The sequence below is a fragment of the Streptomyces sp. NPDC030893 genome (assembly GCF_055571535.1).
The window spans coordinates 515,123-527,293 of sequence record NZ_JBVIFC010000002.1 but is presented as its reverse complement, the minus strand read 5'-3'; the positions used below and the strand labels follow the sequence as shown (position 1 = coordinate 527,293).

The following is a 12,171-nucleotide window of genomic DNA, read 5'->3' as shown; positions in this document are numbered from 1 at the left end:
AAAAGAGGGATCGGCATGGACGTCGGGCTCAAGCGCGAGCTGGAGCAGAAGGTCAGGGCGGGCGAACGCCTGACCCGTGAGGACGGCATCGCGCTGTACGAGTCGGACGACCTGGCCTGGCTGGGCGGGCTGGCCCACGAGGTGCGCACGCGGCTGAACGGCGACGTCGTGCACTTCAACGTCAACCGTCACCTCAACATGACCAATGTGTGCACCGCCTCCTGCGCCTACTGCTCCTTCCAGCGCAAGCCGGGGGAGAAGGACGCGTACACGATGCGCATCGAGGAGGCGGTGAAGCTCGCCAAGGAGATGGAGTCGGAGAACCTCACCGAGCTCCACATCGTCAACGGGCTGCACCCCAACCTGCCGTGGCGCTACTACCCGCGCTCGCTGCGGGAGCTGAAGGCCGCGCTGCCGGACGTCTCGCTCAAGGCGTTCACCGCCACCGAGATCCACCACTTCGAGACCATCTCCGGCATGTCCGCCTCCGAGATCCTCGACGAGCTGATCGACGCGGGTCTGGAGTCCCTCACCGGCGGCGGCGCGGAGATCTTCGACTGGGAGGTGCGGCAGCACATCGTCGACCACCGCACCCACTGGGAGGACTGGTCGCGCATCCACCGGCTGGCGCACGAGAAGGGGCTCAAGACCCCCTGCACCATGCTGTACGGGCACATCGAGGAGCCCCGCCACCGGGTGGACCACGTGCTGCGGCTGCGCGAGCTGCAGGACGAGACGGGCGGCTTCCAGGTCTTCATCCCGCTGCGCTACCAGCACGACTTCGTGGACATGAAGGACGGCAAGGTACGCAACCGGCTCCAGGCGCGGACGCAGATGGCGACCGGGGCGGAGGCGCTGAAGACGTTCGCGGTGTCGCGGCTGCTGTTCGACAACGTGCCGCACGTCAAGGTGTTCTGGGTGATGCACGGTGTGCAGACGGCGCAGCTCGCGCTGCAGCACGGTGCGGACGACATGGACGGGTCGGTCGTCGAGTACAAGATCACGCACGACGCGGACGATTTCGGTACGCCGAACAAGCTCACGCGTGAGGATCTGCTGGACCTGATCCGGGACGCCGGGTTCCGGCCGGTCGAGCGGAACACGCGGTACGAGGTGATCCGGGAGTACGACGGTGCCGACCCGGCGCGCCGGGAGTCGCCGCAGCCGATGCGGGTGTGAGGCGAAGGGGCGCCGCCCCTCCGACCGGGGTGCCTGGTCCCGCCTGTGAGGGGCGCGGGGAACTGCGCGACCGGCCCCCGCTCGGCCGCAGTGGACCTGGGTCCGAGGCTCGACGGCGGGTACCCGCCCCCCATGGCTTCCGAAGACGCCTACACGGCGGGACCCTTCGTTCCCGCGCGGGGCGGCCTCCCCGCCCTGCGCAAGGCGGCCGCCGGCTGCCGCGGCTGCCCCCTGCACCGCGACGCCACGCAGACCGTGTTCGGCGCCGGGGACGGCCACGCCCGCCTCATGCTCGTCGGGGAGCAGCCCGGTGACCAGGAGGACCGGCAGGGGAAGCCGTTCGTCGGGCCCGCGGGCAGGCTGCTGGACCGGGCGCTCGCCGAGGCCGGCATCGACCCGGCGGACGCCTATGTCACCAACGCGGTCAAGCACTTCAAGTTCACGCAGTCCGAACCCCGTAAGCGCCGTATCCACAAGGCGCCCACCCTGCGGGAGGCGGCCGCGTGCGGGCCGTGGCTCGCCGCCGAGCTCGCGGCCGTCGAGCCGGAGCTGATCGTCGTCCTCGGCGCGACCGCGGGGAAGGCGCTGCTCGGCTCCTCGTTCCGGGTCACGCAGGTGCGGGGCACGGTGCTGGAGGAGGAGGTCCACGGGCGCCTGGAGCGGCTGGTGCCCACGGTCCATCCGTCGGCGGTGCTGCGCGCGGAGGACCGTGACGCCGCGTACCGGGGGCTGCTGGCCGATCTCGAAGTGGCTGCGCACGCGCTGGGGTAATAGCTAGTATCCCCCCATGCCCCTTACCTTCACCTTCGATCCCGTCACCACCCCCGAGCTCCGCGACGGCATCCTCGACCTGTGGGCCGACGTCACCAACGCGGGCGGGGCGGTCGGCTTCGTACCGCCGGTGACGAAGGACGAGATCCGGCCCGGTCTGGTCCGGCAGCTCGTGTCCATGACCGAGGAGCGGTCCCGGCTGCTCGTCGGTCACGACGAGGACGGACGGGTGGCCGCCACGGCGTTCCTCACCTTCAACACCCACCGCCTGATGACCCACTGGATCTGGCTCTACACGGTGATGGTCCACCCCCGTCACCAGGGCCGGGGCTACGGCCGCGACCTGCTCGCCGCCGCCGAGCGGGCCGCCCGCACCCTCGACGGCGTCGAGGCGATACGGCTCGCCTGCCGCGGCGGCCTCGGACTGGAGCGCTTCTACGCCTCCTGCGGCTACAAGGAGGTCGGCCGGATCCCCGGCGCCATCCGCGTGGCCCCCGGCGACGACCGCGACGACATCGTCATGCTGCTGCCGCTCACCTGAGACGCGCCCCGGTCCGCACCCCGCTGAAAGATCCCCGGCCGCCCGTGCTTCACTGGACTCTGTCCCTTTGGGACGTTCTGACCGTACGCAGGGAAGAGTGGATGAGATGCTCCGCTACACGCTGATGCGCCTCGGGATCTTCGTGGGCTGCCTCGTGGTCGTCTGGGGCCTCGTCTACTCCGGCCTCGCCCCGCGCGGCCTCGGCGACTCCAACGGCCTGTGGATCATCCTGCTCGCGATGCTGATCTCCGCCCCCATCAGTCTCGTCGTTCTCCGCAAGGAGCGGGACCGGGCCTCGGAGCGCATCGTGCAGCGGGTGGACCGGGCCAAGGGCCGGCTGGAGGCCAACCGCAACATGGAGGACGCGGCCGACGACACCGCCCGCGCGCAGGGCCGGGCGCAGGAGCAGACCTCGTAACGTCCGTCACAGCCGCGCACCGCACCTCGGCACCCCGGGTTCCGGAATTCCCTGGAACCCGGGGTGCTTCGCGTTGTGCGGGTGCCTTCCCGGACCGCACCTGTCAAAGCAAGGCTTTGAGGATCTCAAAGCTCAGGTGTTACGGTCTTGGGGTGAAGTCAGCAGCCGTGTCCCCCTCGCCCCGGAGTGTTCCGCTCGTGGCGCGCCTGCACGTGGATCTCTGCCGGATCACTGCCGCGAACTGTCGCCCCTGACGTTCCGCCGCACCGCGTTCACGTCCCGTCCCTCACGCGTCCCCTCACCGGAGCATGTCCGTGTCCACGAACACGCAGTCCAAGCTGCCCATACGTATGCCCTTCTGGGCCCAGATACTCGCCGGTCTCGTCCTCGGCGTCCTGCTCGGCTGGCTCGCCCGCAGCCAGGACGTCTCCTGGCTGGTCACCACCCTGGAGAAGGTCGGCGGCACCTTCATCGGCCTGCTGAAGCTCGCCGTCGCCCCGCTGGTCTTCTTCGCGATCCTCGTCTCCATCACCAACCTGCGGAAGGTCAACAACGCGGCCCGGCTGGCTTCGCGGACCCTCCTGTGGTTCATGGTGACGTCGCTGATCGCGGTGGCGATCGGCCTGACCATCGGCCTGGTCACCAACCCGGGCGCCGGCACCGGCCTCACCCCGGCGGACGGCGCCGCGCCGGAGAAGGCCGGCTCCTGGATCGACTTCCTCACCGGCATCGTGCCGACCGACGTCATCACGCCGTTCACCGAGCTGAACGTCCTCCAGATCGTCTTCATGGCCGTCGTCGCCGGCATCGCCGCCCTCCAGCTCGGCGAGAAGGCCCAGCCGATCCTCACGCTGAGCGCGTCCGTCCTGGAACTCCTCCAGAAGGCCCTGTGGTGGGTCATCCGCCTCGCCCCGCTCGGCACCGTCGGCCTCATCGGCAACGCCATCGCCACCTACGGCTGGGACCTGATCGGCAAGTACGCCACCTTCACCGCCGACATCTACGTCGGCTGCCTCATCGTCCTCTTCGGCGTCTACCCGGCGCTGCTGGCGACCGTCGCCAAGGCCAGCCCCGTGCAGTTCTTCAAGGGCGCCTGGCCCGCGATCCAGCTGGCGTTCGTCTCCCGCTCCTCCGTCGGCACCATGCCGCTGACCCAGAAGGTCACCGAGCGCCTCGGCGTGCCGAAGGAGTACGCGAGCTTCGCCGTCCCGTTCGGCGCGACGACCAAGATGGACGGCTGCGCCGCGATCTACCCGGCCATCGCCGCGATCTTCGTCGCGCAGATCTTCGACATCCCGCTCGGCGTCGGCGACTACCTGCTGATCGCGTTCGTCTCGGTCGTGGGTTCCGCCGCCACCGCCGGCCTCACCGGCGCCACGGTCATGCTCACCCTCACCCTCTCCACCCTGGGCCTGCCCCTGGAGGGCGTGGGCCTGCTCCTGGCCATCGACCCGATCCTGGACATGATCCGCACCGCGACCAACGTCGCCGGCCAGGCACTCGTCCCGGTGATCGTCTCCGCCCGCGAGGGGCTGCTCGACCGCAAGGCGTACGACTCCGTGCACGCCTCCCCGGTCGACGAGACCCCCGCCGACGAGACCCCCGCCGACGAGCCGCAGCGGGTGCCCGCGGTGGCCTGACCGGTCCCCGACCCGGTGGAAAGGGGGCGCATTCCGGCAACGACCGACAGGTGACCGTTGCTGGGGCGCCCCCTTACCCCTGTTCTCCCCGTGGTGTGGAATCACACGGACCACGTGCAGCACCTGAACCTCAGGTTGATCCGGCAGGGATCAGCACCACACGCGAAGGGGGACCCCGTGGCACGTACGCGGGCGCAGAGCCTACGCAATGTCGCCGGAGCGGTCGCGTCCGGCACCGATCCGCGCGCGGCGGCCCAGGACGAACTCCGCCGCCGCGTCGGAGGCGGTGGCGGTACGGCGTCGCGGCGCTCCGGGGACGAACGGGGCGGGCCGCAGGACGGCGAGGGCGACGGGATGGACCCCGCCGACTTCCCGGCCGCCCGGGAACAGGACGGAGGCTCCGTCGACACCGTCATGCTGCAGAAGACGGTGCCGCTGGACGAGGCCGGGGAGGCGCTCGGCCGCAGCGAGCAGCTGCGCGAGGGCGGCGAGGTGGTGCACGCCATCTGCCCCATGGTGATGCCCAGGGGACGCTCCCTGCTGTCGATGCTGCCGGTGCTGTCACTGCTGGTGATCGGCGCCGTGGGCACCTCCGTGGTGTCGGCGACCGGGGGCGACGGGCTCACCCATCCGCTGTTCGGGCTGCACTACTGGGTCATCGCGCTGCTCGCCGTCGCGTTCGTGTGGTGGCGGCAGGGCCTGGTCATGGTGCCGGACGGCTGCCAGGCGATGATCACCCGGTTCGGGAAGCTGGAGAAGGTCGTCGGACCCGGCCGGGTCGTCCTGCTCAGCCCGTGGAAGCGGGTGTCGTACATCGTCAACACGACCCGCGAGTACCCGTTCAACGCGCCGGTGCGCGAGGCCCCGACCAAGGGCGGGGTGAAGGCGTCCATCGATCTGTTCATCCAGTTCCGGATCAGCGACCCGGTCGAGTTCGTGTACACGCTCGGCGCGGTGCGCGGGTTCGAGGAGAAGCTGGGCAACGCCGTCAGCGAGACCATCCGCAGCCTGATCTACGAGCAGGAGGCGGCCGGGATCTACGACATGGTCGGTGAGGACAGCGGCCGGCTGCTGGAGCAGCTCAACCAGCAGTTCCGTCCCGCGGTGGAGCTGACCAACGCCAACATCACCCACGCCGAGCCGTCCGACCGGCGCTACCGGATGGACCTGGCCGCGCCCGAGATGGTGCGCATGGCGAAGGAGGCGTACACCCACGAGTACGCGCTCCAGCTCCGCAAGGAGCAGGACGAGGGCGACCTGAGCCGGGAGCTGGCCTCCAGCCAGGAGACGCTCTCCGCGATCCAGGCGGACATCGCCCAGTACCAGGCGCAGATGGACACGGCCGTGGAGCGCGAGACCAACCGCGCGGAGGCGCTGGCCCGCCAGCGGTACGTGCAGGCCGAGTCGGAGGCCAAGGCGAACGCGGCGCTGCTGGAGGCGCAGGCGCTCGACATCCGCGCGGTGACCGCGGCACAGGCGCCGGAGATCCTGGAGTACCGCTACCAGCAGCAGGTGCTCGACACCCTGGAGCAGGTCGCCGACCACCTGCCCCGTCTGGTGCGCATTGGCGGCGCGGACGGCACCGGCGCGGCCGGGATCGACTTCCTCGAACTGGCCCGGGAGCTGGTCGGTGAGCGCGGTGCCGAACTGTTCACCGACGCGGACATGGAAGCCGTACGGGGCAGGCTGGCGGAGGTGTCCGAGCGGATCGCCGCCCGTGAGGAGGAGATCGGCGCGCTGCTGGCCGCCGAGCGGCCGACGGTCCCGCAGGTGCCGGAGGGCGCCGTGCCCGATGTCGCGTCCGAGTCCGCCGCGCCCGGCGCCGTTCCGGAGTCCGCCGCGCCCGGCGCCGTTCCCGAGTCCGCCGAGGAGGGAGAGCTGTGAGCTCCGCCCGTTTCCACCGCCGTTCGGTCATCTCCGAGGCCGTCGCCCCCTGGAGCGACATCGCCCGCCTGCTGCGCGGCGGTGAGGCCGACACCCTGATCCCCGTGATCATCCCCCGGCACCGTCAGCGGCTGTGGTGGATGCTGCCGCTGTGGCTCGGCGCGTACGCCGTGCTGACGGGCGTGATGCTGACGCTCCGGGAGGCCGATGCCGAGGGGGCCGCGGACTTCGCCTACGGCACGCTGGCCACCCTCTCCTACGTCGGCGGCGCGGTGCTGCTGCTGGTGGGCGTGCTGTGGTGGTGGCGCTCGTCGATCGTGGAGATCGAGCAGGGCACCCACGGTGTGCTGACCCGCTACGGCGCCGTCACCCGCACCCTCGACGCCGGCCGGCACTACCTGTGGCACCCCTGGTCGCGGGTGGACTTCGTGGTCGACACGGCCACCGAGATCCCGTACTCGGCGCCCGTCATGGCCTGCCCCACCCAGGAGAACGTGCCGCTGCGCTCGATCGAGTTCTTCCTGAAGTTCCGCATCACCGACGCCGTGCTGTTCGTGCGCACCATCGGCGCCGGCAACTTCGACCTGGTGCTCTCCAGTGCCGTGCAGGACGCGATCCGGCAGCGGGCCCGGCGGATGCGCACCGAGCATGCCTACGACCTGCGCGGCTCCGACGTGGCCGACATGCAGGAACTGCTCAACCGGCAGCTCTCCGGCTACGGCGTGCGGATCACCGGCTGCAACATCCCCGACGTGCAGCTGCCGGCGCAGTACCAGCAGCATCTGGCGACCCGGGAGCGGATCGCCAAGGAGCGCACCGCCTACGAGCAGGAGTGGGGGCTGACCCGCAAGCGGCGCATCGACAGCCTGGGCATGGACATCGAGCGGGCCAAGAAGGTGCGCGACGCCCGGATCGTCGAGGTGAAGGCGGCGCTGAACCGGGCCCGTGAGGAGGTCGCCCAGCTCCTGGAGCGGCAGGAGACCGAGGCGCAGCGGGTGCGGTTCGAGATCGAGACGCGTGGGCGCAGCGGGCTCATCGCCGCCGAGAACGAGGCGCGTGCCCAGCGGGCCCTGGCGAAGGCCTACCGGGACAACCGTGCGGTGCTCCAGTACGAACTGGCCCGCAGGCGCCTGGAGGTGGGCGCCGGGCTCGCGGGGAAGGCCCCGCAGCCGGTGGTGGTGCGCACCGACGGCGGTACCGACACCTCGGCGCTGTCCACGCTGTTCACCGCCCAGTTGCTGCCGCGGCTGACGGCGGGTGACCGTCCGGCCCCCGGTGACCGGATGGCGTGGGTGGACGACGGCGGCGACGACCGGCGGTAGCGGCGGACCGTACGCTGTGTCCCATGGGTGCCGTGAAGACGAAGAGGATGCCGCGTGCGGTCCGTGAACAGCAGATGCTGGACGCAGCGGTGCGGACCTTCGGACAGCGGGGGTACATGGCGGCGTCGATGGACGAGATCGCCGAACTGGCGGGCGTGTCCAAGCCGTTGGTGTACCTGTACCTGAACTCCAAGGAGGACCTGTTCACCGCCTGCATCCGGCGGGAGGCGCGGGCCCTCACCGAGGCGGTCCGCGCGGGGGCCCGGCCGGGGCTGCCGGCGGACCGGCAGCTCTGGTCGGGCCTGACGGCGTTCTTCACGCACACCGCCCGGCACCCCGACGGCTGGGCGGTGCTGCACCTCCAGGCGCGTACGCACGGTGAGGTGTTCGCCGCCGAAGTGGCCGCGATGCGCGCGGAGATCGTGGCGTTCGTGACCCAGCTCATCCTCGCCGCCGCCCGCGAGGCCCACCGGGACCCCGACTTCCCCGAGCGTGAGGTCTCCGGGCTCGCGGAGGCCCTGGTCGGTGCGGCCGAGTCGCTCGCCGACTGGGCCAACGCCACGTCCGGTGTCACGGCCCGGCAGTCGGCGGCGACCTTGATGAACTTCGCCTGGGCGGGGCTGGGCGACCTGATGACCGGCCGGCACTGGACCCCGCCCGACGACGACAACGATGCCTGAGCGGCTCAGGGGGCCGGGCGGACCTCCCCGGTGAGGTGGACGCGGTCGCCGGGGCCGAGCAGTGCGAAGCGTCCGTCGCGCGCCGCGTACGTCACCGTGCCCGGCAGCAGCACCGGCGCCCGGAAGTCCGCCCGGATCCGCGTGGCGTCCGGGGTGCCGTGCGCGGCGAGGCAGCGGGCGAGGGTCCACATGCCGTGCGCGATGGCGCGGGGGAAGCCGAAGAGGCGTGCGGTGAGCGGGTGCAGGTGGATCGGGTTGCGGTCGCCGGACGCGGCACCGTAGCGCCGGCCCAGGTCGGCGGGCAGCGGCCACCGCGCGAGGGCGGGCAGGGTCGCGGGGTCCTCGTTCGAAGGCATCGAAGGCGTCGAAGGCGTCGGGGGCCGCGGGTGGGCGGAGGTGGTGCGGTGCCGGGCCAGGTAGGTGCTCCGTGACTCCCACACGGTCTCCCCGCCGGTGCTCATCGCGGTGACCACGGTGGCCTCCGTGCCGCGCCGGTGCGGGGCCAGGCCGTCGACGTACACCGTCAGGTCGTACGCGCCGGCGGACGGTGTCGCGCGGTGCCGGGTGACGGCGGTCGACGTGTGGACGAGGCCCAGCAGCGGGAGGGGGAAGTCCCGTGCGCTCATCAGCCGCATGGCGAGCGGGAAGCCCAGCACGTGCGGATACGTTACCGGAAGCGTGTCGTCGCCGGCGGGGAAGCCGCACACCCGCCGGTAGGCGGCGAGCCGGGCGGGATCGGCGCGCAGGCCGGGCAGGACCAGCCGGGTGCGGGGGTGGCCGGCGTCGGGGCGCGGCCGTTTGAGGGGCGACAGCAGGGCGCCCCGGGTGAGGAGCGGCGCGAGCGCGGGGGGTGCGGAGAGTGCGAGCGTGGGCGCGGGGGCGGACGTCATGTGCTCACGCCCCCAGCAGGCTCTGGCCGCAGACCCGTACGACCTGCCCGTTCACGGCGCCGGAGGCGGGGTGGGCGAGCCAGGCGGTGGTCTCGGCGACGTCGGCCGGAAGGCCGCCCTGGGCGAGGGAGTTCATCCGCCGTCCCGCCTCCCGGATGAGCACCGGCACGGCGGCGGTCATCTTCGTCTCGATGAAGCCGGGCGCCACCGCGTTCACCGTCACCCCGTGCTCCGCGAGCGCGCGCGGGGCGAGGGAGCGGACCAGGCCGGTGATTCCGGCCTTGGAGGCACCGTAGTTGGTCTGTCCGGCGTTCCCGGCGATGCCCGCGATGGAGGCCGTCGCCACGATCCGGCCGTCCCGCTTCAGGGTTCCGGCGGCGAGCAGCGCGTCGGTCGTGCGCAGCACGCCGGCCAGGTTCACCTCCAGGACGGAACTCCACCGTTCGGCGGGCATGTTGACCAGGCGGCGGTCGCGGGTGACGCCCGCGTTGTGGACGAGTACGTCGATGCCGCCGGGGAGCGCCTCCGCGATCCGGGCGCCCGCGTCGGCGGCGGTGATGTCGAGGGGGAGCGCGGTGCCGCCGAGCCGTTCGGCGACGCGGCGGGCGTCCGCTTCGGCCCGGGGGACGTCGAGGACGACCACCTCGGCGCCGTCCCGGGCCAGTGTCTCGGCGACCGCCTCGCCGATGCCGCGCGCGGCGCCGGTGACCAGGGCGGTGCGGCCGGTGAGGGGGCGGTCGGTGTCGTGCGGGGCGGCGGGCCGGTGTCCGCCGGTCTCGATGACCTGGCCGCTGACGTAGGCGGACTTGGGGGAGAGCAGGAAGCGGAGCGTGGACTCGGCGGCGTCGGCGTCGGTGAGGCGGACCAGGTTCACGGTCCTGCCCCCGCCGGTCTCCTTGCCGAGGGAGCGGGTGAAGCCCTCCAACGCCTGCTGGGCGGCGGCCTGATGGTGGTCGGCGGGGTCGAGCGGGGCGCCGAGCACCACGATCCTGCCGCTCGGGGCGACCGACCGCAGGACGGGATGCAGCGCCGCGTGCACGTCGGCGAGCCCTTCGACGTCCCGCACCCCGCTGGCGTCCAGGACGACGGCGGCGGGCCGGCCGGTGGCGTCGTCGGTGCCGAGTCCGGTGCGGGCGAGCACGGGGGCGAGGCCGAGGCCGGACTTCCCGGCGGTGAGGTGGAGCAGGCCGCCGTCCAGGTCCGGCCGCTCGGGCGACCAGCGGCGCAGGGGCGCGGGCCGGGGGAGGCCCAGGCGGCGCGTCAGGAAGCGGCCGGGCGCGGTGCCGGTGAAGCTCAGATAGCGGTCGGCCATGGGGACTCCCGGTGTGCTCTCGCTGTGCTTACTCTGGAGTAAGGTTACCGGAGGTAATCCTATGTCACCGGTGAGGAGCAGGTCGAGATGAGCACCCCGAAGCGGACTGCCGTCCGGCGCGTCGCGGTCATCGGCGGCAGCCGTGTCCCGTTCGCCCGGTCCGACGGCCCCTACGCCACCGTCTCCAACCGGGAGATGCTCACCGCCGCCCTGAACGGCCTGGTCGAGCGGTACGCACTCCACGAGCCGGGCGCGGTGGGGGAGTTCGTCGCCGGAGCGGTCCTCAAGCACAGCCGTGACTTCAACCTCGCCCGGGAGACCGTCCTCGGTTCACGGCTCGACGCCCGCACCCCCGCCTACGACATCCAGCAGGCCTGCGGCACCGGACTCCAGGCCGTCGTCGCCGCCGCCAACAAGATCGCCCTCGGCCAGACCGAGGCGGCGATCGCGGGCGGTGCCGACACCGCGAGCGACGCGCCGCTCGGCGTCAACGACGCCCTGCGCAGGGTGCTGCTGGAGGCACGGCGGGCGACGTCGCTCGGCGCCCGGGTCAGGGCGCTGGCGAAGGTGCGCCCCGGGCATCTCGTCCCCGACATCCCGCGCAACGCCGAGCCGCGTACCGGCCTGTCCATGGGCGAGCACGCGGCGGTCACCGCCCGCGCCTGGGGCATCACCCGTGAGGCCCAGGACGAACTGGCGGCCGCCAGCCACCAGCGGCTGGCGGCGGCGTACGAACGCGGCCTGCTGGAGGACCTGGTGGTGCCGTTCCGGGGCCTGGCCCGCGACCAGAACCTGCGGCCCGGCTCGACGGTGGAGAAACTCGCCGCGCTGAAACCGGTGTTCGGCCTCGGCCACCCCGACGCCACGATGACGGCGGGCAATTCGACCCCGCTCACCGACGGCGCCGCGCTGGTGCTGCTGGCGAGCGAGGAGTGGGCGCGGGAGCGGGGCCTGGAACCGCTCGCGTACCTCACCGCGTACGAGACGGCCGCCGTGGACTTCGTGCACGGGGACGTCGCCGGCGGCCCGGACGGCCTGCTGATGGCGCCCGCGTACGCGGTCCCCCGCATGCTGGAGCGGGCCGGGCTGGACCTGACGGACTTCGACCTCGTCGAGGTGCACGAGGCGTTCGCCTCCCAGGTGCTGGCCACCCTGGCCGCCTGGGAGAAGCGGGGCCTGGCGCCCGTGGACCGCGCACGGCTGAACGCCGCCGGCTCCTCCCTGGCCACCGGCCACCCCTTCGCCGCCACGGGCGCCCGCATCGTGGCGACCCTGGCCGCCCTCCTCGCCGAGCGGGACGCCCCCGGCCGGGGCCTGATCTCGATCTGCGCGGCGGGCGGGCAGGGCGTGACGGCGATCCTGGAACGTCCCTGAGCCCGCGCCCCACAGGCCGACCCCCGACACTGCACACGCCCGTCCCGGGACCGCCCCCGGACCCGCACAGACCCCCCACGTCACCGCCGTACGATCCCGGCACCGACCGGTGCCGCCCCCTTCGCCGGGGCTCCGGTGAGCGCCTCGGCGTGCGGGGCAC

11 protein-coding genes are annotated in these 12,171 nt (G+C 72.5%); 9 read left to right on the top strand and 2 right to left on the bottom strand.

Annotated features, from left to right (window positions below):
* The first annotated feature begins 15 nt into the window (after positions 1–15).
* The 8 genes from mqnE (at position 16) to ACZ434_RS07080 (ending at position 8,435) form a co-directional block, all read left to right on the top strand.
* Entirely contained in the window at positions 16–1,179 is a 1,164-nt protein-coding gene (gene mqnE, locus ACZ434_RS07115; protein WP_468452650.1) for an aminofutalosine synthase MqnE, read from the top strand.
* Positions 1,180–1,311: 132 nt separating this feature from the next.
* Entirely contained in the window at positions 1,312–1,950 is a 639-nt protein-coding gene (locus ACZ434_RS07110; protein WP_468452648.1) for a UdgX family uracil-DNA binding protein, read from the top strand.
* 16 nt (positions 1,951–1,966) lie between these two features.
* The gene (locus ACZ434_RS07105; protein ID WP_468452646.1) at positions 1,967–2,491 is read left to right on the top strand and encodes a GNAT family N-acetyltransferase; all 525 of its coding nucleotides are present in this window, start codon (positions 1,967–1,969) and stop codon (positions 2,489–2,491) included.
* A gap of 106 nt (positions 2,492–2,597) precedes the next feature.
* Entirely contained in the window at positions 2,598–2,909 is a 312-nt protein-coding gene (locus tag ACZ434_RS07100) for a DUF4229 domain-containing protein (RefSeq protein ID WP_468452940.1), read from the top strand.
* A gap of 308 nt (positions 2,910–3,217) precedes the next feature.
* Positions 3,218–4,549, top strand: a complete 1,332-nt coding sequence (locus tag ACZ434_RS07095; protein ID WP_468452644.1) for a dicarboxylate/amino acid:cation symporter — start codon at positions 3,218–3,220, stop codon at positions 4,547–4,549.
* 177 nt (positions 4,550–4,726) lie between these two features.
* Entirely contained in the window at positions 4,727–6,433 is a 1,707-nt protein-coding gene (locus ACZ434_RS07090) for an SPFH domain-containing protein (protein WP_468452642.1), read from the top strand.
* Complete coding sequence (locus tag ACZ434_RS07085) at positions 6,430–7,755, top strand: SPFH domain-containing protein (RefSeq protein WP_468452640.1); 1,326 nt, start codon at positions 6,430–6,432, stop codon at positions 7,753–7,755. Before ACZ434_RS07090 ends, ACZ434_RS07085 begins: the two co-directional genes overlap by 4 nt.
* A gap of 23 nt (positions 7,756–7,778) precedes the next feature.
* Complete coding sequence (locus ACZ434_RS07080) at positions 7,779–8,435, top strand: TetR/AcrR family transcriptional regulator (RefSeq protein WP_468452638.1); 657 nt, start codon at positions 7,779–7,781, stop codon at positions 8,433–8,435.
* Between the two features lie 5 nt (positions 8,436–8,440).
* Here the strand turns inward: ACZ434_RS07080 and ACZ434_RS07075 are convergent, their stop codons facing one another.
* Positions 8,441–9,325 (bottom strand): MaoC family dehydratase, encoded by an 885-nt coding sequence (locus tag ACZ434_RS07075; RefSeq protein WP_468452636.1) that lies wholly within the window; start codon positions 9,323–9,325, stop codon positions 8,441–8,443.
* Between the two features lie 4 nt (positions 9,326–9,329).
* Complete coding sequence (locus ACZ434_RS07070; protein ID WP_468452634.1) at positions 9,330–10,637, bottom strand: 3-oxoacyl-ACP reductase; 1,308 nt, start codon at positions 10,635–10,637, stop codon at positions 9,330–9,332.
* A gap of 87 nt (positions 10,638–10,724) precedes the next feature.
* Between ACZ434_RS07070 and ACZ434_RS07065 the strand changes: the two genes are divergently transcribed.
* Entirely contained in the window at positions 10,725–12,011 is a 1,287-nt protein-coding gene (locus ACZ434_RS07065) for an acetyl-CoA C-acetyltransferase (RefSeq protein ID WP_468452632.1), read from the top strand.
* Positions 12,012–12,171: the final 160 nt, after the last annotated feature.

Excerpts from the sequence above, each read along its gene's own strand:
- ACZ434_RS07110 (WP_468452648.1), top strand. The coding sequence starts at position 1,312 with ATGGCTTCCGAAGACGCCTACACGGCGGGACCCTTCGTTCCCGCGCGG.
- ACZ434_RS07065 (WP_468452632.1), top strand. The coding sequence starts at position 10,725 with ATGAGCACCCCGAAGCGGACTGCCGTCCGGCGCGTCGCGGTCATCGGC.
- ACZ434_RS07075 (WP_468452636.1), bottom strand. The coding sequence starts at position 9,325 with ATGACGTCCGCCCCCGCGCCCACGCTCGCACTCTCCGCACCCCCCGCG.
- mqnE (WP_468452650.1), top strand. The coding sequence starts at position 16 with ATGGACGTCGGGCTCAAGCGCGAGCTGGAGCAGAAGGTCAGGGCGGGC.
- ACZ434_RS07100 (WP_468452940.1), top strand. The coding sequence starts at position 2,598 with ATGCTCCGCTACACGCTGATGCGCCTCGGGATCTTCGTGGGCTGCCTC.
- ACZ434_RS07095 (WP_468452644.1), top strand. The coding sequence starts at position 3,218 with ATGTCCGTGTCCACGAACACGCAGTCCAAGCTGCCCATACGTATGCCC.
- ACZ434_RS07080 (WP_468452638.1), top strand. The coding sequence starts at position 7,779 with ATGGGTGCCGTGAAGACGAAGAGGATGCCGCGTGCGGTCCGTGAACAG.
- ACZ434_RS07070 (WP_468452634.1), bottom strand. The coding sequence starts at position 10,637 with ATGGCCGACCGCTATCTGAGCTTCACCGGCACCGCGCCCGGCCGCTTC.
- ACZ434_RS07105 (WP_468452646.1), top strand. The coding sequence starts at position 1,967 with ATGCCCCTTACCTTCACCTTCGATCCCGTCACCACCCCCGAGCTCCGC.